The sequence below is a fragment of the Pontibacter aydingkolensis genome, from assembly GCF_019443125.1.
Classification (GTDB): domain Bacteria; phylum Bacteroidota; class Bacteroidia; order Cytophagales; family Hymenobacteraceae; genus Pontibacter; species Pontibacter aydingkolensis.
Map to the genome: position 1 here is coordinate 1 of NZ_JAHYXK010000023.1, position 21,990 is coordinate 21,990.

The following is a 21,990-nucleotide window of genomic DNA, read 5'->3' on the forward strand; positions in this document are numbered from 1 at the left end:
CCTGGCTATTCAACTTTAGAAGAACATTGGTCAGGCATGAGCACAAGGCTGAAAACTATCTCGCCTTTGTCCTGCTAGCCTGCATGAAAATCATGCTAAGGTATTTTTGAGATAGCTTCTAGTGTTTATTTGCTTTTTGCATCAGGTACGGTTGTCTTATCTGCTACCCGTTTAGTCCAGGGCCAGCCGTCGGCTACAGGGCGCGGCGATACCCAGGCTTTTGCACCCCAGGTATACTTTACAGCGGCTAAATCTGTATTCGGGTCTACTATAGGATGCACAGGATATCCGTTTAAGCTTAAGTTAGAGAGTGCATACACCTTCGGGTTTTGGATTCCACGTCTTTGGTATTCTTCCTTCAGAAACTGTGCAAACTGCCAGATCATGTCGGGGTGCTTGGCCAGTTCTTTTACCTGGTCGCGGGTTAAGAAGGCTCTGGGGTTCACAAAATACTGCTGTTTCATTTCCGGGTCTGACACGGTATAGTAAGTGTTCCCGCTTTTGGTGCGCAGCATCATGCGCCACGAGAAACGATGCCCTTCTTCTGTCCAGTTTACATCGCCGGGAATAAAGAAATGGCGCAACGGAAATAGCAGCTGAAATGTAAGGTAAATCCAGAAGAAATTGGCAGCCAGCTGACGCTGCGGCATGGTCAGGTTTATACTTGCTTTAGCAATTGCCTCTTTATCAATCCTTACCCTAAAAAACCAGCGGGCAATTTGCTCAGGACTAAAGAAAAGCACATTGGCAGCAATCATAAAGTATGGAAACACGCCCACATGAAATACTGCCGAGTTAAAAATGTGAAATACAAAAGCTACCCAAAAAGCAAACATACGCGTGCGTGGCCACAACAACGCAAAACCTATCGTCAGATCAAACACTACCCCGCCCCAGCTTATCAGCCAGATTGTATAGTCTGTGTTTAAGTATGGCCCGATAAAATAGAAATGTGTTTTATGCGACATCCAGATACTTACCGACTTAGCTGCCAGCCAGTCGGGCTGAAGTTTGGCAATGCCCGCATAAAAGTATACCAGCACCAGCTGCGCCCTGAACAGCCACAGCGTCCATTGAGGTGCCACGTCCTGCTCCAATCCCGGTCTTCGTCGTACATCCCACGACAGCTTCCGGTGCGCCGGCATCAGCACCATCAGGCCACTTATCAGCCAGATCAGGTAGTGGTGGTTGAGGTAGTGTGTTTTTTCAGAGAAGAAGCTATAGCCAAAAGCCAGGAAGAACAGGAATGATGTAAGCTTATACCGCCAGCCTATCATTATCAAAAAGCCCAGCAGCGCCATCAGCAAGTATAAATAAACCATGCCCTGGCCTGGCAAAGGCTTAATCCACTCCAGACCAATGTACCCGAAGTTATAAGTTGTTTCGGTATAATGTTCCTGCACCCAGCCAATCAGCACTGCTCCTATTCCTTCGCAGAACATCAGCAAGCCGAAAAGTATACGAAAGTATACCAGCGGATAAATAGATATAGGTTTGAATAGCTGCTTCATCTACCAGCCTGAATAGGGAAGAATATATGCCATTGTTTACTCTCAGAGTATACTTTGGCGGGCTACCATTGTTCTGTTTATACCGGCTTATTTTGTGAGTGCTTGTTTGCTATGCTTAAATTATTTTCCATTGCATGCTGCAGTTGCATACCAGCAGTTAAACCTTCTTATGTATACTTTGTCAAATTGCCGAAAAAGACTTAGTCTCTATCATCTCTTTTCTAAATCCATCACAATTCATTAGCTTTAGACACATAATTACGAACCAACCTACTCACTAATAAACCAACTATGCATAAACGTATACTTTCAGTAGCACTGCTGGTGGCTCTTTCCGGATGCGCCGTGCAGGCTCAGAAGTCTTCTGCAAAGCAACCTGCGGCTACACCGGCCAAAGAAAGATTACAGGCCCACCAGACCAGACAGCAATTGCAGCAAACGTCGCTTGCCGGCAACCTGAAGCTCCGCAACATAGGTCCTACAGTGATGAGTGGCCGAATTTCTGACCTGGAGATATCACCTAAAGACCCAACTGTATTCTATGCGGCCTATGCCTCTGGCGGACTTTGGAAAACCACAAACAACGGTCAGTCGTTTGAGCCGCTTTTTGATGAGCAGGCCGTAATGACCATCGGTGACATTACCGTAGACTGGAATAACAATGAGACCATCTGGATAGGCACCGGCGAAAGCAACTCCAGCCGTTCTTCCTACTCTGGCGTGGGTGTGTATAAAAGCACCGACGGTGGTAAAACCTGGCAGCACATGGGCCTCGACGACACGCACCACATTGGCAAAATCCTTGTTCACCCAACAGACCCAAACACCGTTTGGGTCGCAGCTGTAGGCCATTTATATTCTCCAAACAAAGAGCGTGGCATCTACAAAACTACAGACGGTGGCAAAACCTGGAAAAAGACGCTTTACGTGGACGACAACACAGGAGCCATCGACCTGCAGGTAGACCCTAAAAACCCGAATAACGTGTATGCTGCTTTGTGGCACCGCGAACGCCGCGCCTGGAATTTTGTGGAAGGCGGCAAAACATCTGGTATCCATAAATCAACAGACGGCGGCAACACCTGGACTGACATCAGCACCTCCGGCAATGGCTTCCCTGACAATGAAAATGTGGGACGTATTGGTCTGAGCCTGTACCCTGGCAACCCGAACATAATCTATGCGCTTGTAGATAACTATGATCGCCGTCCGGTACAGAAGAAGGAAGATAAGCCCGAAATGCTGGACAACGACTTGTTTAAAGGCATGACAGGAGAAGAGTTCCTGAAACTGGATGACAAAAGCCTGAACGCGTTCCTGGACCAGAACCGTTTCCCGAGAGAGATCACTGCCAAAAGCATAAAAGCACAAGTAAAAAGCGGCGAACTAAAACCAGCTGCCCTGTACGATTACCTGACAGACCCGACTGCTGAACGCTATACTTCTGAAGTTAAAGGCGCTGAAGTATATCGCACCGATGATGGCGGTAGAAACTGGAAGAAAACCCACGACAGCTTTATTGACGACATGTACTCCAGCTATGGTTATTACTTTGGTGTAATTCGCGTATCGCCGCTTAACCCTGACAAAATTTACATACTTGGTGTACCATTGCTTACTTCTGACGATGGTGGCAAAACGTTCCGTAACATAGAAGGCGATAACGTGCACTCGGATCACCAGGCGCTGTGGGTGAGTCCTGATAAACCAGGTTACCTGATCAACGGTAACGACGGTGGCATTAACATTACTTATGACGATGGCAAGACATGGTTCTACGCCAACAACCCACCGGTAGCGCAGTTCTATTCTGTAGCCGTGGATATGGCTAAGCCTTACAATGTGTATGGTGGTTTGCAAGACAACGGCACCTGGATGGGCCCGAGCAACTACAAGTATAGCCTTGACTGGACAAGCCGTGGCAAGTACCCGTACGAGCGCATTGGCGGCGGCGACGGCATGATGGTGCAGGTAGACTGGCGCGACAACAACTTTGTATATTACGGTTCTCAGTATGGTAACTACACTCGCCTGAACAAAGCAACCGGTGAGCGTACATTCATCAAGCCAACACACAAGCTAGGCGAAACACCGCTGCGCTTTAACTGGGAATCCCCAATCCACCTGAGCCGCCACAACCAGGACATTTTATACTTTGGCTCCAACAAATTCCACCGCTCCATGAAAAAGGGTGAGGATATGGAAACGCTGTCCGGTGACCTGACCAACGGCGGCCGCAAAGGTGATGTGGGCTATGGCACCCTCACAAGTATAGATGAATCTCCGTTGCGATTTGGTTTGCTATACACCGGCTCTGATGACGGTGTGATTCAGACTTCTAAAGATGGTGGCTATACCTGGACGCGCATTTCAGACAAACTCCCTCAGAACCTTTGGGTGTCTACGGTAGTGGCCTCGGCGCACAAGCAGGACAGAGTTTATACTTCGCTGAACGGCTACCGCTACGACGACTTTACCCCATACTTATATGTAAGCGAAGATAACGGCAAAAAGTGGGAGCGCATCGGTGGCAATCTGCCAGCAGAGGCCATCAACGTAGTAAAAGAAGATCCGAAGAATCCGAACCTACTGTATGTTGGCACCGACCATGGTTTATACTTCTCCCTTGACAGAGGTAAAACTTTTATGGCCATGAGCAACGGTATGCCAGCTGTTGCCGTGCACGACCTGGTAGTGCACCCACGAGAAAACGACCTGGTGGTAGCCACGCACGGCCGATCGCTTTACATCGCGCCGGTAGACCACCTGCAGCAATTAACGCCACAGCTGATGCAGGAGAACCTGCACATCTTTGCCTTTAAGCCTGTAAACTACAGCGAGCGCTGGGGCAGCAAATGGGGTGCATGGGGCGAGGTAATGGAGCCAGAACTGGTCGTGCCATTTTATACTTCAGCAGCCGGTAACACAACCATCCGCATTAAAACTGATAAAGGCCAGGTGCTTAAAGAGCTGAAAGACCAAAGCGAAAAAGGACTAAACTATATAAGCTACAACCTGTCGGTAGATGAGGCTAATGCAAAAGCTTATGAAACTGCTTTGAATGCTGGCAAAAAGGAAGATGCTGAAAGTATAAAAGTTGCTCCTGTTGACAACAAGGTAATTTACCTGCAGCCGGGTAAGTATACTATAGAGGTAGAAACCGCCAATGGCACTAAGAAAACACAGGATTTTACTTTGAAAGCTCCTGAGAGACGAAGCAGAGGATAAGCTTTTCTTATTCTGCCAATTCACAAGAGACTGCTCTACCCGGGCAGTCTCTTTTAGTTTGCATAATCCCTATATACACTGCTTTGTATATTATTTTCTGGCAGATGTGCTAATTACTTTTGTTACTTTTTACATACATTTTTCCCTGGAATTTACTTAAGTAGTGCGTGCGAATCTGTCCATAACACCAGGTAAAGCCATAAAAAAGTTACATAAATTTAGTAAATGTAAATTTCCACAAGTTACTTTTCTTCAAGAACTTTCATTCTTTCTTCTGATCTAATTACAGACATTTACAAAACCAGAGAAGCGTAAGGCTGCTAAACGAGATCGGTATACTATCCTGTGTTAGTAAGGCAATAGCCCTAACTTAGCTGATTAAGATCTTATCCTCATACACTATTTATTACATATGTAACACGTTTAATTCTCACAAAACATCTCACCTTATGAAACAATTTTTAACTTTAATTACCGTCTTGTGCATCTTTGCTGGAAATGCTCTTGCACAGGTTACTATAGACCCTGAACTGCGCCAGGCGCTGCAGTCTGCAGTAGAACCTGTAGAGGTAGTAGTAACCTTCCATGGAGATAACGCTCCGACTGCTTCCAACATTCAGCTACTGAACAGCTTGGGTATTACTTCAGGTGTTACTTTCCAGACTTTGCCGATTGCCGGTGTGCTGGCAACAGCCCTGCAGGTTGATGTTCTGGCTCAAAACTCACAAGTGCGTTCGCTGTACCTTAACAAGCAGCTGACATACTACAACTACCACGATACTAATTTAACCGGTGTGCAGCGCCTTAGACTGGATATGGAAATGACTACTAGAAACGGTGGTTTTCCTGTTTCCGGAAAAGGCATTGCAGTTGTAATTAACGACAGCGGCATTGATGGCACGCACGAAGACCTGAAGCTAGGTAAAAACCTGAAGCAGAACGTATTGGGAACAACCAACCTCAGAGGTTTTACTACCCTATCTCCCCCTACCTGGGCTGAGAATGTTCCGAACACAGACACTAACTCAGGCCATGGTACACATTGCGCAGGTTCTGTAGGTGGTTTAGGCACTATGTCTAACGGCAAGTACGCAGGTGTGGCAAACGGCGCTGACCTGATTGGCTATGGTTCTGGAGGTGCGCTTTTCATCCTGGACGCTATAGGCGGCTACGATTATACTATCCTGAACCAGGCTCGCTACGGTATCAGAGTAATAAGCAATTCGTGGGGAACATCTGGTGCATTTAATCCCAACAACCCAGTTAACGTTGCCTCTCTTAAAGCATACAAAAACAATATCATCTCAGTTTTTGCAGCAGGTAACTCTGGCCCAGGCGCTGATACACACAATCCTTATGCTGTTGCCCCATGGGTTATTTCGGTGGGTGCCGGCGACAGATTCGGCAGGTTAGCAGGCTTCTCTTCAAGAGGCGTAAAAGATCACAAAGAGACGCTTAGCTATGACGGCAGAACTTGGACAGTTGAAAACAGACCGACCATCGTAGGTCCTGGCGTAGATGTGGTGTCTACCAGAGTACTTGCCCCTGTTTCTTCCTTGGCAGCGGAAAAAGATGCAGCAGTTTTATCTGCTTCTGAGTTACCGTATTACACACACATGAGCGGTACGTCTATGGCTACTCCGCATGTAGCGGGCATTGTGGCGCTTATGCTGGATGCGAATCCTGCCTTAACAGCTGAGCAGGTAAAAACCATTCTGCAGAAAACAGCCACTAACATGCCAGGCCGTGAGCCATGGGAAGTGGGTGCTGGCTATGTGAATGCTTATGCCGCTATTGATCACATCTTCAGAAATACCTCCTTTGGAGCTCAGTTGAATATGAGCAGAAACTTTAACAGCAATATCAACTCTTCTGTAGACGCAGCAACATACCGTATTGACTACAACCCTATTACAGCCTCTACTAATGAGAAAACATTTACTGTTGCACAGGGCATTACAGCTCTTGAAGCAAAGATGAATGCCTATGGCCTTTTAGGAGAGACTGGTAATCCTATTGGCCTGAGCCTTATTGACCCTAATGGAAAAGAATACAGATCTGGTATCTATCTAGCATTTACACTTTATACTGACCGTGTAGTTGCTGTTGCCAATCCAATACCTGGAACTTGGAAAGTTAGAATTTATGGCTTGAACGGAGTTGCTGTTCCTGAAACTATAAATGTAAAGGTTACTCAGTCTAAAATGTTAGGCTCTACAGGATTAAGTGATATCGCGAACCACCCTGCCAAGTCCTCTATAGAGTTAGCAGTTTCTTCTCGCTTAGCAGACGGCTTAAGCGATGGAACTTATAAGCCAGATGCTCTTCTGAAGCGTATTGAATTAGCTGATTACCTAATGATGGGACAGGGTGTACGTCAGTTTATACCTACTACTGGAGCTACTTCTTTTAGCGACGTAGCTACTGGCCAGGCATTGTTAGTAGAATCAGTTACTGCAAAAGGAGCAGCCCTTAGAGACAGATTCCACACTCTTAATGGATTGATGACTGCATCTGCCGGTAAATTCAACCCTGATGGAAGTGTGAATAGAGCCAGCCTTGCGTACTCTTTAGTACAGGCTCTTGGTCACCAGGAAGAAGCATTGAAAAGAAATGGCCAAACACCTACTGTAACTGTTAACGGCACCAAGTATGAGATTGAGGATGCAAAGAACATTCCTGCTGGTCTGGAAGGATTTGTAAGTGTCGCACTTGATCTGAATCTGATCAATGCGTACTATTCTTTAACACAAGGTCCGTATGATCTACAGCCAACACTGCACGCTACATTCAAACCGTTAACAAACGTTACCCGTGCTGACTTTGCTGTAGTTGCTACACGCACATTTGATAGCTGGAATGCAGCTACACCAATTTTTTCAGTTTCTTCCTCATCATCTATGCAAGTAGCTACTGAAACTAAGTCATTTAGCTATCCTAATCCATTCAATGCAACAACTACCATCACTTATTCGGTTGCTAACGATGGCCCTGTAGCCATAGAGGTGTTTGATATTATGGGTAAAAAAATCCAGACACTTGTTGCGGAAACTAAAAAAGCCGGCAATCACCTGGTTAGGTTCGACGGCAGCAGCCTGCCGAGCGGCACCTATCTGTACCGCATCAGCACAGGCAATCAGACTTATACTAGCAAGATGCTTATAGCAAGATAAGCTGCACTTCTTATAGACTAAACACACGAGGCTCTTCATATTGAAGAGCCTCTTTTTCATTAAAATAGCTAGTACTAAGAGAGTATTTTACGTGACGGCCTTAGTATCTAGTGTAGTTTGATGCCATTACCAGTATGGTCAACAAAAAGATTTACACCCTCTGTAAATACAAGCCTCGATCACTCTACTGTAATGAAGCCAGCAGATCTCTCTGCGAAAATACCCTCCCCTCAGGCAACTCTCATACAAAGCTTGCGGTAAACCAAAGATGTTGCCTTGCAATAATGTCGTGCTGGATTATAAAGTATGGTTCTTTATCAGACAAAAACCGGAAGTATAATCGCACCTTGTGACATAATGACATAAATAATAGCCTGAATTTGCCTTGGCACAAGGGTTGTTATACTACTGGCAACAGGAAAAAATTAAATAGGAACTATATAATAAAACTATAGAATGGGAAAAATAATTGGTATTGACTTGGGTACAACCAACTCTTGCGTTGCCGTAATGGAAGGTAACGAACCGGTGGTTATACCAAACAGCGAAGGCCGCAGAACTACTCCGTCCATCGTTGCTTTCTTGGATAACGGAAACGGCGAGCGTAAAGTAGGTGACCCGGCTAAACGTCAGGCGATCACAAACCCGCACAACACGATTGCATCTATCAAGCGCTTCATGGGCCATAGCTACAATGAAGTAAGCGAAGAGGCAAAGCAGGTATCTTACAAGGTACAGCAGGGCAGCAACAACACGGTACGTGTTCAGATCGGCGACAGAGAGTATACTCCGCAGGAGATCTCGGCTATGGTGCTTCAGAAAATGAAGGCTACTGCGGAAGACTACCTGGGCACAACTGTAACAGAGGCGGTAATTACCGTACCAGCTTACTTTAACGATGCGCAGCGTCAGGCTACGAAAGAGGCCGGCCAAATTGCAGGCCTTGAGGTAAAGCGTATCATTAACGAGCCTACAGCAGCAGCGCTTGCTTATGGTTTGGATAAAAAACACAAAGATCAGAAGATCGCAGTGTTCGACCTTGGCGGTGGTACGTTTGATATCTCTATACTTGAGCTTGGCGATGGTGTGTTTGAAGTACTCTCTACAAACGGTGACACGCACCTGGGTGGTGACGACTTTGACCAGAAGATTATTAACTGGCTGGCAGAAGAGTTTAAGAACGACGAGGGTATAGACCTGCGTAAGGACCCAATGGCGCTGCAGCGTTTAAAAGAAGCTGCTGAGAAGGCAAAGATCGAACTTTCTTCTTCTAACGAAACCGAGATCAACCTGCCATACATTATGCCGGTTGATGGTGTTCCAAAGCACTTGGTTCGTAAACTGACTCGTGCTAAGTTCGAGCAGCTGACGGACGATTTGATCCGTCGCTCTATGGAGCCTTGCAAGAAAGCGCTTCAGGATGCAGGACTTTCTACTTCAGACATCGATGAGGTAATTCTTGTGGGTGGTTCTACGCGTATCCCTAAGGTGCAGGAAGAGGTTGAGAAGTTCTTCGGTAAGAAGCCTTCTAAAGGTGTAAACCCGGATGAGGTAGTTGCAGTTGGCGCCGCTATCCAGGGTGGTGTGTTGACTGGTGAAGTTAAAGACGTACTTCTACTGGACGTAACGCCGCTTTCACTTGGTATCGAGACAATGGGTGGTGTGATGACTAAATTGATAGAGTCTAACACAACTATCCCTACCAAAAAGTCTGAGACTTTCTCTACGGCATCTGATAACCAGCCGTCTGTGGAGATCCACGTACTGCAGGGTGAGCGCCCAATGGCGAAGGACAACCGTACCATTGGCCGCTTCCACTTGTCAGACATTCCGCCAGCGCCACGTGGTGTTCCTCAGATCGAGGTAACATTCGACATCGACGCCAACGGTATTCTGCATGTAACGGCACGTGATAAAGCTACAGGCAAAGAGCAGAAGATCCGTATCGAAGCTTCTTCTGGTTTGAGCGAGCAGGAAATCGAGAAAATGCGCCAGGAAGCAGAAGCCAACGCAGAAGCTGATAAGAAGGCGAAGGAAGAGATCGAGAAGCTGAACACAGCCGATTCTATGATCTTCCAGACCGAGAAGCAGCTAAAAGAGTATGGCGATAAGCTATCTGCTGGTAACAAGTCTAACATTGAGAACGCATTGGCAGAACTAAAAACTGCGCATGGCTCTAAAGATGTAGCCGGAATCGACAAAGCTATCGAGAACCTGAACAATGCATGGAGTGCAGCCTCTCAGGAGATGTACAACGCAACGCAGGGTCAGGGAGCTGATGCAGGTGCAGGTGCTACTGGCGGCAACGGCCAGCCAGGCGGCCAGCAGCAAGCTGACGACAGCGGTGTAACTGATGTTGACTACGAAGAAGTAGACGGCAATAAATAAGCTGAATAGAATAAAGTTTAAAGTATAAAAAAATCCCCTATCGATTTCGACAGGGGATTTTTTTATTAGTAGAACAGGCAAAATATTGCCCATTATACATAATATCATGAGAAATAAAGTATATCTTTACTAAAATAGGCAATATATTACCTGTATTATGAATTTAAATGAGCTTGCTATAACTCTAAAACACCGGCGAAACATACTGCAGCTTCGTCAGGAAGATGTAGCCGAAATAGCGGGCATATCCTTAAGAACACTTCGGGCTATAGAAAACGGAACCGCAAACCCCTCTATAGAGACATTGCAAAAATTACTGGAGGTGTTGGGACTGAAGTTTAAAATAGAACCTAAATAATGGGCAGAAAGGGCTTTGTATACAACAACAGTACTCTGGCAGGCATCTTAGAGGAAACGCCGGAAGGCTATACTTTCACTTATGATAAAAGTTATTATCTAGATGTTAAGCAGCCTGCCATAAGTTTATCTTTGCCTAAAACAGCAGTAGTGCATCAAGCAACGGTTCTGTTCCCTTTTTTTAACGGGCTTCTTTCTGAAGGTATAAATAAACAGACTCAATGCAGGCTATTACAAATAGATGAGAACGATGCATTTGGTTTGTTACTTAAAACCGCTCACACAGAAACCATCGGAGCAATTACTGTTAAAGAAATAAGAGAATGAAGTGCCTTGGTTGTTTAAAGGAAGTAGCACATGAAGGATACTGTAAAAAATGCCAGCGGGAGCTTTTTGGTGGTGCTAAGGTGCAGCCTCACTTGTCTTTCCCATCACCACATTCATTAGATCCAAGCCACTATCAGCAGCAAACCACACGCATATCCATTTCAGGTGTTCAGGTAAAGTATAGCTTAAAATTAGAAGCTGACAAGCTTATACTTAGTGACTCAAATGGGCAATTCATTTTAAAACCAACCCCTTTCGGAGTGTTTCAGAACCTTTCTGAAGCCCCTGCTAATGAGCATTTAACCATGCAACTTGCTCGCCAGGTTTATAAACTGCCTATACCGCCTAATGCCCTTGTTCGCTTCTTAGATGGCTCTCTGGGGTATATAGTAAGGCGTTTCGATGTTCAGGAGAATGGCACTAAATTATTACAGGAGGATTTTGCCCAGATCTCCCAACGATCAGAACAACTGCACGGCAAAAACTACAAGTATGATTTTTCTTATGAAGAGATTGGAGAACTTATAAAACACATAATACCCACCTACCAGGTTGAGTTGGAAAAGTATTTCAAGCTAATCCTGTTCAATTATCTGTTCTCGAATGGTGATGCGCACATCAAGAACTTTTCTGTAATGCACAAAAACGAAATAGGGTATGTGCTCACACCATTCTATGACCTGTTATGTACCAGAATTCACTTACCCCATGAAAGCGACATGGCGCTGATGCTGTTTAAAAATAACAGATTTAGCAGCACGTATGAGAACTACGGTTTCTATACTTACAGGGATTTTGAGGAGTTTGCAGATATTTTGGGCATCAGACCAAAACGTTTTCAGAAAATAGTGGAAAGCATGCTAAGCAACGAAAAAGCAATTATTGCCATGGTAAATGCTTCCTTCCTAAACCAGGATATTAAAGAGCTATATATACAATCATACTTTGACAAGAAAAAACGGATGGTCATGTACTAAAAAAGCCGCTACCTTTATTGGCAGCGGCTTCTATACTTTATGGAAGATTACTAATCCATATCCCTATCCCCTCTTTTCAGCTCCTCCACAGAGCGCATCACTTTATCTTTCAATCCAGTTTTATACTTCTCCAGTTTATCAGCCACAGCAGCGTTTGATGTACCAATAATCTGAGCTGCAAGTATACCCGCATTCAAAGCGCCATCCAGAGCAACTGTAGCAACAGGCACACCACCCGGCATCTGAAGTATAGATAGCACCGAATCCCAGCCATCAATAGAGTTGCTAGATTTTACAGGAACGCCAATTACAGGAAGTGTAGTGATGGAGGCCACCATACCTGGCAAATGTGCTGCACCCCCGGCTCCGGCAATAATTACTTTCAGTCCGCGCTTTTTAGCATTTTCAGCATACTCGAACATGCGATGCGGCGTGCGGTGTGCCGACACGATTGTAAGCTCATAGGGCACTCCAAGTGTTTCAAGTATTTCGGCGGCGGCGTCCATTACTTTAAGGTCGGACTGGCTGCCCATAATAATGCCAACTAAAGGCTGTGTTGATGTTTGCTCGGCCATGGTTTATGCTTTTACTTTTATTACGTCTTTAACCTGATCGGCACGTTGCTGCGCCTCTTCTAAATCTTTACCCAACACAGTAATGTGTCCCATTTTTCGGGCAGGGCGTGTGTATTTTTTACCGTACAGGTGAATGTATACGCCCGGCACTGCCAGAGCTTCCTGCAGACCTTCATATTTTGCTTCGCCATCGTAGCCGGACTCGCCCAGCAAGTTTAGCATAACAGCTGCGCTCTGAATTTCGGTAGAGCCCAGTGGCAGGTTAAGTATGGCACGTAGATGTTGCTCGTACTGTGAAGTATAATTTGCCTTAATGGTATGATGCCCGCTGTTGTGCGGACGCGGAGCAACCTCGTTTACCAGTATCTGCCCATCTTTGGTTAAGAACATTTCCACGGCAAGTATACCTACCATATTAAAGCTTTCAATCACGCGGGTTGCAATTTCGATGGCTAAGCGCTGCAGCTTATAAGGCACATTGGCAGGCGCAAAAAGGGAATCCACCAGGTTATGCTCCGGATGGAAACTTAGTTCTACTACCGGAAAGGCTGTTACCTCGCCGCTTTCATTGCGTGCTACGATTACTGATATCTCTTTCTCGAAGTCCACCAGTTTCTCCAGTACCGACGGTTCTTCAAAGGCTTTTGCTGTATCTTCTGCTCCTGTTAGCCTGGTTACCCCACGGCCATCGTAGCCTTCGCGGCGCAGCTTCTGGAATGCCGGTAAAAAATCCATGTTATCCTTCAGCTCGGCTTTGTCTTTCAGAAGTATAAAATCTGAAGTCGGGATGTTGTGCTTCTTGTAAAACTCTTTCTGCAGGCCTTTGTCCTGTATAGTGCGTACGGTCTGGGCATCAGGGTATACTTTAATTCCCTCCTGCTCCAGTTTCTCAAGCGCATCGGCGTTTACGTGTTCTATCTCGATGGTAAGTATATCGCAGTTTTTACCAAAGTTGTAAACCGTATCGAAATCGCGGAAACTGCCCACAAAAAACTCGTTGCAGATGTGCTTGCAGGGCGCATTCTCGTCGGGATCCAGCACTAAAGTATAGATATTAAAATCGAGCCCGGACTGCATTAGCATTCGTCCTAACTGTCCGCCGCCAAGTATGCCCAGCTTTACTTCTCCTTTCATAGGTATGATTGGTTTGGTTGATCTATCCTCAAAAATAAGGATTATACTTTAATCAACCTCTATAAACAGCCTTTACAGCCAAAGCTTTGTTTTACATCTAATAAAACCTATATTTAAGGCTATACTTTTTTTTGCCCTCACTCATTTTATGGAAATCATACTTGCCACATTTTCTGCTCTGTTCTCTGTTGTTAACCCTTTTGGGGCCATGCCTGTTTTTCTTACACTAACACAAGATGATACTCCAGCCAGCCGTAACCAACAGGCGCTAAAAGCATGTTTATACATGGTGGGCATTCTGGCGGTATTTTTTCTGGCGGGGCAGTATGTGCTAAACTTTTTCGGCATCCGTATCCACGACCTGCGCATTGCCGGCGGATTAATGATCATGAAGGCAGGTTTTGATCTGCTTACACCGGGTGCCAGTAAAAAGAAAATCTCTCCTGATGTGGTGGAAGAAGGGCAGCAGAAAGAAGATATTTCATTTACGCCGCTGGCCATGCCCATGCTCTCTGGCCCAGGGGCTATTGCCATAAGTATAGGTCTGTTTACCACATCGCTTTCTTACCTGGATATGATGATGATCCTGATCGGGATTATTATGCTAGCCATTGTTAGTTACATCATCCTGCGTTTCTCGCACCAACTGACCCGCTACATGGGTAAATCCGGCTTGGCCGCCCTCTCCCGTATTATGGGGTTTATTGTACTCTCTATTGGCGTGAACTTTATTGTATCCGCCTTGTTTGCGTTGCTCTCTACAGAGCGGTAGTAAATAAATAGTCTCCTCTTCGTAGGGACAGGTCATGACCCGATGTGGTCAACTTAAGCAAAAAGCTGTCATTTCGAGCAACGCGAGAAATCTATCTGGAATTAGTACAGAAGGAATTTTATAAAGATCTCTCACAGCTACGCTGGTCCCTTTCGACTCTCGTCTCAGGCATGTCGAGATGACAGTTTAACCTTTAATAATTAACCAATCCACAACAGCGGCTTAACCTACACATAACAACAAGGCTATACTTTTGCAGGCGAGTACAACCTAAAACTATGGAAATTATACTTGCCACATTTACGGCACTTTTTACGGTGGTAAACCCCTTTGGTGCCATGCCTGTTTTTCTTACCCTTACCCACGATGACACCCCTGTCAGCCGCAACGAACAAGCCCTGAGAGCCTGCATTTATATGGCGCTTATACTGTCAGTGTTCTTCCTGGCAGGCCAATACGTGCTTAACTTTTTTGGCATCAGGTTATCGGATATCCGCATCGCAGGCGGACTTATGATCATGAAAGCCGGTTTTGAACTCTTGACCAGCAAAGCCCACCGCGGTAAAAAAGTATCGAAGGGAGTGTTACGAGAAGGCCTAGAGAAAGAAGACATCTCGTTTACGCCACTGGCTATGCCTATGCTTTCAGGTCCTGGAGCTATCGCGGTAAGTATAGGCATGTACTCCGGCAGTATCTCTTATACTAACTTAGGACTAACTATACTTTCGATATTACTTGTTGCTGCTGTCTCGTTTGTTATACTTGCTTTTTCGCACCAGCTTATTGCTTATATGGGAAAGGCAGGGCTTTCTGCATTATCGCGCATCATGGGTTTTGTTGTACTGTCCATCGGGGTAAACCTTACATCCACAGGTATACTTTCCTTGCTTAACTAAATGTCTTGTATCGGCTTTAGGCAAAACAACGTTAAAAATCGGTATGTATCTTACAGATTGATGATAACAATCACCTTCTGACAATCGGCAATTTTAACTTATCTTTGCACCATGCAATTAAAAAACGATCTTCTTATCAGAGCTGCCAAGGGTGAGGTAGTAGAGCGCACCCCGGTTTGGCTTATGCGCCAGGCAGGGCGTATTTTACCGGAATACAGAGCAGTACGCAATAGCCTGAGCGGCTTTAAGGAACTGGTTGAAACTCCGGAGTTTGCTGCCGAAGTCACCATACAACCCGTTGACATCCTGGATGTGGATGCTGCCATTATCTTCTCTGATATACTCGTTGTGCCAGAAGCGATGGGATGCACGTACGAGATGATTGAGAAACGCGGCCCGTTGTTCCCGAAAACCATCCGCACCGAAGAAGATCTGAAAACACTGCGTGTTGCCGACCCGCACGAGCACCTAAACTATGTACTGGAGGCAATTAAAGTAACCAAACGAGCACTTAACGGCCGCGTGCCGCTTATCGGCTTTGCCGGCGCCCCCTGGACCATACTTGCCTACATGGTAGAAGGTAGCGGTTCTAAAACGTTTTCGCATGCGCGTGGTATGCTGTATACTAACCCGCGTTTGGCGCACCAGTTGCTGCGCATGATCACTGATACAACCATTGCATATTTAAAAGCTCAGGTTGAGGCAGGCGCTAACTTAATCCAGATATTCGATTCGTGGGCAGGTATACTTTCTCCGGCTCATTACCGTGAGTTTGCCTTGCCTTACATTTCTGAGATCTGCGATGCGATCAACGAAGTTCCTGTTACTGTTTTTGCCAAGGGCGCTTTCTTTGCCCTGGAAGACTTTAGCAAGCTAAACTGCGAAACCATCGGCCTTGACTGGAACATGCAAATAGCCAAGTCGCGCCAAGAGATTGGACCTAACAAAACACTGCAAGGCAACATGGACCCATGCCTGCTGTATAGCTCTTTTGAAACCATTGAGCGTGAAACTAAAAACATGCTGAAGGAGTTTGGCCCACACCGCCACATTGCTAACCTTGGCCACGGCGTATACCCTGACACCGACCCTGAGAAAGTGAAATGCTTTATACAGACGGTTAAGGAATATGGCAGCGTGATCAGGAGTTAGAAAAGGTAGAGATAAATTCAGTTTGTAAATTTAAAACTGAATTTTTGACTTTTTGGGTGCTTAATCCAGTAAGTAGAATAATCTGCTTTTGTACTTCTGCAGAGAAAGTATTTAAAATCATTATTGCATTAAATGGTAATAATTTGACAGGAGCAAACAGTAACCGGGTAATTAAAGGTATAACAGTTATACTTCTCGTTATTACGCTTTTTCCGGGTATGAAGGCTTTTGCTCAGCAAGACTCTATACTATCCGCAAGTCCTGAAGTAACTTTTTCAGGATTTGCGGATATCTTTTATGCCTATGATTTTAACAAACCAACAGAAAATGACCGACAGCCTTTCCTATACAACCATAACAGGCACAATGAGTTTAACCTGAACCTTGCTTTAATAAGAGCCTCTATAGAACATACGCGCTATCGAGGCAACATTGCCATACAGGCAGGTACCTATGCCATGGATAACTATGCCGCTGAAGAAGATTTATTGAAGCATATTTTTGAGGCTAACGCAGGCATCGCTTTAAATCCCAAAAGAAGCTTGTGGATGGATGTAGGAATCTTTGGCTCCCATATTGGCTTCGAAAGTGCCATATCTTCAGATAATCTCACGCTTACACGCTCTTTACTTGCAGAAAACTCGCCTTACTACCTTTCTGGCGCCAAGGTAAGTTATATACCAAATGCCTACTGGACATTTGCAGCACTTATCGTTAATGGATGGCAAAGAATAAAGCGTATACCCGGCAACTCACTACTCTCTTTCGGCACGCAACTAACATATAGTAAGAACGACAACAATACTTTAAACTGGAGCACCTTTATAGGCACCGACGAACCTGATGCTACCCGCAGGATGCGCTACTTTAATAACCTTTACGGGCAGTTTAACTTAAATGAGAGGCTTACACTGATCACTGGATTTGATATTGGGGCTCAGCAAAAGTATAAAGGCAGCAGCTCGTACGATATATGGTACAGCCCTGTAGTAATTGCCCGGTATCAAATAAACGAACAGTGGGCAACTGCTGCAAGAGCAGAGTATTATTCCGATGAAAATGGCGTAATCATTTCTTTACCTGTTGCTGAAGAATTTAAAACTGCCGGCGTATCAGTAAACGTAGATTACGCCCCGTTTAAAAACATACTTTGTAGGGCAGAAGCCAGATGGCTGAAAAACCCGCACCCAATTTTTGAATATGAGGGTGTGTTAAGCAAGTCCAATGTAGCGCTGGTTGGTTCGTTAGCCTTTCAGTTTACAAAGTAAGGTTGGCTCTGTGTAAGGCCAGGATTAACTGATACTTAAAAGTATGAGCCACGCTACTAATAGTGTGGCTCATACTTTTAAGTGCCTCCGGTTTTATACTTTATGAGTACGGCGGCAGTTTGTTCTTTACCTTTCTACCTTCTTACCTCTCTACCTCTTCCTATCCAACTGCCAGGTGCGTGTCCGGATACCTGTGGTTGGTTGACGGGGCTCTGGTACTTAAAGCAAGTGCTAAAGTTAGCGTACCCACCCTGCCAATGTACATCGACATGATGATAACTGTTTTGCCGGCATCTGATAAACCTGCTGTTATACCTGTACTCAACCCAACGGTTGCAAAAGCCGATACCTGCTCAAAAGCCAGGCGCATGATATCGTATTGTGCATCGGTAATGGAGAGTACAAATATGAAAAAGATGTTGAGGATTGCGGCAAAGGTAAAAATAGAGAAGGCCTTGTAAGACACATAATGCGGAATAGTACGGTGCCCGATCTCCATATTGCGTTTATTGCGGATAGTTGCCAGCACCGAAATAAGTATAACCGTGAATGTTGTTGTTTTGATACCCCCGCCTGTAGACCCCGGCGATGCCCCGATAAACATCAGGAAAATGAACATCATCAGGGTAGGTACGTTCAGTGCAGAGATATCTACCGTGTTAAAACCTGCCGTACGGGTAGTAACCGACTGGAAAAATGACGTAACTAACGCTTCCGCAAAGTTTAATTCAGACAAAGTGTTAAAGTACTCCAGCAGAAAGAAACCAACCGTACCCAGTAAGATAAGTGACGCTGAAGTATAAATTGTAATCCGGGAAAGCATTTTCCAGTTCTTCCAGGGAGCATTTAAGCGGGCACGCATTGCCTTCGGAGACAAAACATCCAGAATGGTAGGAAAACCGATACCACCAAAAATGATCAACATGGCCACGATCATATGCAGCACATAAGACATTCTAACTGGCTGAGTATACAAGCCTTCAGGGTATAAGGAGAATCCAGCATTACAAAATGCTGATACAGCATGGAAAATAGAGTAAAACAGCTTCATACCAAGGTTCTGGAACTCAGCTGCAGGCCCCCAAGATGCAAAAATCACGAAAGCTCCGATTGCCTCAATACTAAGTGTAAGAAATATCAGCTTCTGAAGTAGGCCTTTTGTGGAGTATAAAGACTCGCTCTCGAGCAGTTCGTGCATTGCCACGTGTTGCCGTACTCCCACTCCCTGGCGCATAAGCGAAGCGAAAAAAGTAGCAAAGGTAAGTATACCCAAGCCTCCCATTTGTATGAGCATGAGCAACACAATCTGCCCTGCAAAGGTAAAGTATGTACCTGGGTCTACTACTGCAAGCCCGGTTACACAAGAGGCACTGGTGGCCATAAACAGCGCATCTATAAAGCGCATGCTCTCCGGCGCATTTGTCATTTTGGGCAGCATAAACAGCCCCGTGCCCATCAGTAGCAGGAAAACAAAGCTTAGCAGGAAGGTAATAGAAGGTTTAACCTGCACTGCTTTAAGGTGTACTTTGGTCTCGAGTAACTCAATAACCAGTAGCACCAGCATGTAAAGCGATACCATTACCCTGTACAATTCTACAGATAAGGGTATACCAATCCCCTCGAATACATTATAAACCACAGGGAAACCAAACACATAGGTTCCTATCTGGTTTATAAACACTATAGCCATCAGTAAACCTTCAAACCATGTTCGTTTGATAAACTTAATTCGCTCAAAGGCATAAAGTATGCGCAGGAAATAAATAATTACGAAAATAGCCAGTATGGCATCAATGGCATAGAATAGCATGTGCAGCCTTACAGGGCTCTCTACTACACCATGAGCATAGATCAAAAGTCCCACCGCCAGCACCGACAGCACATAGGTTGTGCGGCGCATGATTGCGTAGGCCGTTAGCTTACTGCCGTAAAGTACCCTGTTAAGCGTTTCTGTATTCATGCTTCTCGTAAAGCTGTATATTCTTTGCCTCTTCTAGTAGGCGATCTTTATTTACAGGCACCACGCCTACCTGCTCACATACCAAACCACCACCCAGGTTACTTAAGCCGGCTAAAAACTGCGGCGAGGTACCAAGCGCCATGCAAAGAGCGGCTATACTAATTACCGTATCACCGGCTCCAGATACATCGGAGATAGATCTGCGGTGTGCCTCAATATAGGTTTTCTCATCGCCGTCGGCAATAAACACACCTCTCTCTGACAAGGTCACCAGCACCTGCTCAGTTTGCAGGCTTTTCTGTAAGGAGACTACTGCTTCTTCAAAAGCATGAAGGTTTTCATCGGCAAAATCAACTTTAAGGCCTTCGCGCAATTCTTTCAGATTTGGTTTGAACAGCGTGCAACCTTTGTAGCTCAGGAAATTCTTCTTTTTAGGGTCTACCACACTTGGTATACTTTGCTCGTTAGCCAGTTCTATAAAGCGCTGAATATTCTCTTTAGAGAAAACACCTTTGTCGTAATCCTCAAAAATAACCACATCGGCTTTCTGTAGCAGCTGTATAAAACGCTCCTCCAGATGACGTTCTTCGTGCTCTACCAAATTAAGCTCAATTTCAGAATCAACGCGTAGCAGCTGCTGTGCTCCGGCAATAATACGGTGCTTAATAGTGGTTACACGTTCCGGACTTTGCACAATGCCCTCCGTAGACAGGCCTTTCTCCTCCATCAAGCGCATGTAATCCATGCCATCCTGGTCGTCGCCGATAACAGAGCATAACAAAGGGGTTGCGCCCAAAGCCTGTATGTTAAGTGCCACGTTGGCAGCACCGCCTAGTCTTTTTTCACGTTTTACCACGTTTACAATAGGCACAGGCGCCTCCGGCGAGATGCGCGTAGACTTACCCCACAGGTAAGAGTCGATCATCACATCACCCACAATCAAAACTGTCAGCTTATCAAAAGCCTCAAATAGTTCCTCTATACTATTGATCTGATTCATTACTGTAGTTTTGCCAGGCTGTTTTTAATGCGGCGAAGTGCTTCTACTAATTTATCATCGGAAGTGGCGTAAGAGAAGCGGATGCATTGCGGAGCACCAAAAGCCTCGCCGCTTACTACTGCTACAAGTGCATCTGTAAGTATAAACATACTCAAGTCCAGGGCAGAGTTGATCACCTTACCATCATAACTCTTACCAAAGTATGAGCTGATTTCCGGGAAAATATAGAAAGCACCTGCCGGCACATAGGTTTGGAAACCCGGGATATCCCGCATCAGATCCAGCACCAGGCTACGACGACGACGATAGGCCTCCGTCATTTCTAAAGATGAAGCATTACCACCTTTAAGGGCAGCAGCAGCGGCTTTCTGGGCAATAGAGCAGGTACCGGATGTGATCTGGCTCTGCATTTTATCGCAGGCAGCGGCAATGTCTTTATGCGCAGCCAGGTAACCAACACGCCAGCCTGTCATGGCATAACCTTTCGAGAAGCCGTTAATGGTAATTACGCGATCACGCACAGACTCAATATTGGCCATGCTAGCATGTTTGCCTTCGAAGTTGATGTACTCGTATATTTCGTCGGCGATGACATATATGTTCGGATGTTTCTCCAGTACCTTTGCGATCTCCTGCAGTTCTTCCTCACTAAAAACGGCACCAGTCGGGTTACACGGCGACGAGTACATGATCAGCTTGGTATTAGAGGTAATGGCGTTTTCCAGCTGCTCTGCCGTTACCTTGTAATCGTTCTCCAGACGGCCCATCAACGGCACCGGCGTACCTTCTGCCAGCTTCACGATCTCTTCGTACGATACCCAGTAAGGCGAGAAAATGATCACCTCATCGCCCGGGTTAGTAAGACACAGTACCGCGTTGGCTATACTTTGCTTGGCACCTGTGGATACTACTATATTTTCCGGAGCAAAATCCAGGTTGTTATCGCGCTTAAATTTCTTAGTTATTTCTTGGCGCAGCTCCGGGTAACCGGCTACTGGCGTGTAAAAGGTAAAGCCTTCATCGATGGCCTGTTTAGCGGCATCTTTAATATATTGCGGTGTCTGAAAATCAGGTTCGCCAAAGCTCAGGTTAATCACATCGTGCCCCTGCGCTGCCAGTTCACGGGCTTTTTTAGCCATGGCGATTGTCTGTGATTCTGACAATGCAGAGATTCTATCTGAAAGTATGGCTTTCGCCTCTTCGAGTTCGTGCATAAGTAATTGTAATTAAGCCGGCAATTTACTCATAAAGCCACAGACTTTCCAGAAAAAC

Annotated in this window: 16 protein-coding genes; 10 read left to right on the forward strand and 6 right to left on the reverse strand. The window is 45.5% G+C overall.

Going from position 1 to position 21,990, the window contains the following annotated elements:
- Window positions 1-125 precede the first annotated feature (125 nt).
- A complete protein-coding gene (locus K0O23_RS17850) occupies window positions 126-1,511 on the reverse strand; it encodes an HTTM domain-containing protein (protein ID WP_219878819.1) in 1,386 nt (461 codons plus the stop codon).
- 291 nt (window positions 1,512-1,802) lie between these two features.
- Between K0O23_RS17850 and K0O23_RS17855 the strand changes: the two genes are divergently transcribed.
- The 6 genes from K0O23_RS17855 (at window position 1,803) to K0O23_RS17880 (ending at window position 11,961) form a co-directional block, all read left to right on the forward strand.
- A complete protein-coding gene (locus K0O23_RS17855) occupies window positions 1,803-4,739 on the forward strand; it encodes a WD40/YVTN/BNR-like repeat-containing protein (RefSeq protein ID WP_219878820.1) in 2,937 nt (978 codons plus the stop codon).
- Window positions 4,740-5,188: 449 nt separating this feature from the next.
- Window positions 5,189-7,912, forward strand: coding sequence for a S8/S53 family peptidase (locus K0O23_RS17860; RefSeq protein WP_219878821.1), 2,724 nt, complete (start codon window positions 5,189-5,191; stop codon window positions 7,910-7,912).
- Window positions 7,913-8,368: 456 nt separating this feature from the next.
- Window positions 8,369-10,300: a molecular chaperone DnaK gene (gene dnaK / locus K0O23_RS17865; protein WP_219878822.1), complete on the forward strand. Its 1,932-nt coding sequence runs from the start codon at window positions 8,369-8,371 to the stop codon at window positions 10,298-10,300.
- A 157-nt stretch (window positions 10,301-10,457) separates the two neighbouring features.
- Complete coding sequence (locus K0O23_RS17870; protein ID WP_219878823.1) at window positions 10,458-10,658, forward strand: helix-turn-helix domain-containing protein; 201 nt, start codon at window positions 10,458-10,460, stop codon at window positions 10,656-10,658.
- Window positions 10,658-10,984 carry a HipA N-terminal domain-containing protein gene (locus tag K0O23_RS17875; RefSeq protein ID WP_219878824.1) on the forward strand — a complete coding sequence of 109 codons (327 nt, stop codon included), beginning with the start codon at window positions 10,658-10,660 and terminating at the stop codon, window positions 10,982-10,984. The genes K0O23_RS17870 and K0O23_RS17875 overlap by 1 nt, the downstream gene beginning before the upstream one ends.
- Entirely contained in the window at window positions 10,981-11,961 is a 981-nt protein-coding gene (locus tag K0O23_RS17880; protein WP_219878825.1) for a HipA domain-containing protein, read from the forward strand. The genes K0O23_RS17875 and K0O23_RS17880 overlap by 4 nt, the downstream gene beginning before the upstream one ends.
- Before the next feature lie 50 nt (window positions 11,962-12,011).
- On the opposite strand, the gene purE is transcribed toward K0O23_RS17880, so the two are convergent.
- Together purE and K0O23_RS17890 are read right to left on the reverse strand one after the other, a co-directional pair.
- Window positions 12,012-12,536, reverse strand: coding sequence for a 5-(carboxyamino)imidazole ribonucleotide mutase (gene purE, locus K0O23_RS17885; protein WP_219878826.1), 525 nt, complete (start codon window positions 12,534-12,536; stop codon window positions 12,012-12,014).
- A 3-nt stretch (window positions 12,537-12,539) separates the two neighbouring features.
- Window positions 12,540-13,670, reverse strand: a complete 1,131-nt coding sequence (locus tag K0O23_RS17890; protein ID WP_219878827.1) for a 5-(carboxyamino)imidazole ribonucleotide synthase — start codon at window positions 13,668-13,670, stop codon at window positions 12,540-12,542.
- A 148-nt stretch (window positions 13,671-13,818) separates the two neighbouring features.
- On the opposite strand from K0O23_RS17890, the gene K0O23_RS17895 reads away from it, so the two are divergent.
- The 4 genes from K0O23_RS17895 to K0O23_RS17910 all read left to right on the forward strand — a co-directional run bounded on the left by K0O23_RS17895 (window position 13,819) and on the right by K0O23_RS17910 (window position 17,758).
- The gene (locus tag K0O23_RS17895) at window positions 13,819-14,442 is read left to right on the forward strand and encodes a MarC family NAAT transporter (RefSeq protein WP_219878828.1); all 624 of its coding nucleotides are present in this window, start codon (window positions 13,819-13,821) and stop codon (window positions 14,440-14,442) included.
- Window positions 14,443-14,720: 278 nt separating this feature from the next.
- Complete coding sequence (locus K0O23_RS17900) at window positions 14,721-15,338, forward strand: MarC family protein (RefSeq protein WP_219878829.1); 618 nt, start codon at window positions 14,721-14,723, stop codon at window positions 15,336-15,338.
- 111 nt (window positions 15,339-15,449) lie between these two features.
- On the forward strand, window positions 15,450-16,490 hold the full coding sequence (gene hemE, locus K0O23_RS17905; RefSeq protein ID WP_219878830.1) for a uroporphyrinogen decarboxylase: 1,041 nt from the start codon (window positions 15,450-15,452) through the stop codon (window positions 16,488-16,490).
- A gap of 143 nt (window positions 16,491-16,633) precedes the next feature.
- Window positions 16,634-17,758 carry a porin gene (locus K0O23_RS17910; protein WP_246597196.1) on the forward strand — a complete coding sequence of 375 codons (1,125 nt, stop codon included), beginning with the start codon at window positions 16,634-16,636 and terminating at the stop codon, window positions 17,756-17,758.
- A gap of 160 nt (window positions 17,759-17,918) precedes the next feature.
- Here the strand turns inward: K0O23_RS17910 and K0O23_RS17915 are convergent, their stop codons facing one another.
- Genes K0O23_RS17915 through K0O23_RS17925 form a run of 3 tightly spaced genes read right to left on the reverse strand, consistent with a single transcriptional unit; the run spans window position 17,919 to window position 21,932 of the window.
- Window positions 17,919-19,718: a TrkH family potassium uptake protein gene (locus K0O23_RS17915; RefSeq protein WP_219878831.1), complete on the reverse strand. Its 1,800-nt coding sequence runs from the start codon at window positions 19,716-19,718 to the stop codon at window positions 17,919-17,921.
- Window positions 19,699-20,718, reverse strand: coding sequence for a bifunctional heptose 7-phosphate kinase/heptose 1-phosphate adenyltransferase (locus tag K0O23_RS17920; protein ID WP_219878832.1), 1,020 nt, complete (start codon window positions 20,716-20,718; stop codon window positions 19,699-19,701). The genes K0O23_RS17915 and K0O23_RS17920 overlap by 20 nt, the downstream gene beginning before the upstream one ends.
- Window positions 20,718-21,932 carry a pyridoxal phosphate-dependent aminotransferase gene (locus K0O23_RS17925; RefSeq protein ID WP_219878833.1) on the reverse strand — a complete coding sequence of 405 codons (1,215 nt, stop codon included), beginning with the start codon at window positions 21,930-21,932 and terminating at the stop codon, window positions 20,718-20,720. Before K0O23_RS17925 ends, K0O23_RS17920 begins: the two co-directional genes overlap by 1 nt.
- Window positions 21,933-21,990: the final 58 nt, after the last annotated feature.

Excerpts from the sequence above, each read along its gene's own strand:
- K0O23_RS17850 (WP_219878819.1), bottom strand. The coding sequence starts at position 1,511 with ATGAAGCAGCTATTCAAACCTATATCTATTTATCCGCTGGTATACTTT.
- K0O23_RS17855 (WP_219878820.1), top strand. The coding sequence starts at position 1,803 with ATGCATAAACGTATACTTTCAGTAGCACTGCTGGTGGCTCTTTCCGGA.
- K0O23_RS17860 (WP_219878821.1), top strand. The coding sequence starts at position 5,189 with ATGAAACAATTTTTAACTTTAATTACCGTCTTGTGCATCTTTGCTGGA.
- dnaK (WP_219878822.1), top strand. The coding sequence starts at position 8,369 with ATGGGAAAAATAATTGGTATTGACTTGGGTACAACCAACTCTTGCGTT.
- K0O23_RS17870 (WP_219878823.1), top strand. The coding sequence starts at position 10,458 with ATGAATTTAAATGAGCTTGCTATAACTCTAAAACACCGGCGAAACATA.
- K0O23_RS17875 (WP_219878824.1), top strand. The coding sequence starts at position 10,658 with ATGGGCAGAAAGGGCTTTGTATACAACAACAGTACTCTGGCAGGCATC.
- K0O23_RS17880 (WP_219878825.1), top strand. The coding sequence starts at position 10,981 with ATGAAGTGCCTTGGTTGTTTAAAGGAAGTAGCACATGAAGGATACTGT.
- purE (WP_219878826.1), bottom strand. The coding sequence starts at position 12,536 with ATGGCCGAGCAAACATCAACACAGCCTTTAGTTGGCATTATTATGGGC.
- K0O23_RS17890 (WP_219878827.1), bottom strand. The coding sequence starts at position 13,670 with ATGAAAGGAGAAGTAAAGCTGGGCATACTTGGCGGCGGACAGTTAGGA.
- K0O23_RS17895 (WP_219878828.1), top strand. The coding sequence starts at position 13,819 with ATGGAAATCATACTTGCCACATTTTCTGCTCTGTTCTCTGTTGTTAAC.
- K0O23_RS17900 (WP_219878829.1), top strand. The coding sequence starts at position 14,721 with ATGGAAATTATACTTGCCACATTTACGGCACTTTTTACGGTGGTAAAC.
- hemE (WP_219878830.1), top strand. The coding sequence starts at position 15,450 with ATGCAATTAAAAAACGATCTTCTTATCAGAGCTGCCAAGGGTGAGGTA.
- K0O23_RS17915 (WP_219878831.1), bottom strand. The coding sequence starts at position 19,718 with ATGAATACAGAAACGCTTAACAGGGTACTTTACGGCAGTAAGCTAACG.
- K0O23_RS17920 (WP_219878832.1), bottom strand. The coding sequence starts at position 20,718 with ATGAATCAGATCAATAGTATAGAGGAACTATTTGAGGCTTTTGATAAG.
- K0O23_RS17925 (WP_219878833.1), bottom strand. The coding sequence starts at position 21,932 with ATGCACGAACTCGAAGAGGCGAAAGCCATACTTTCAGATAGAATCTCT.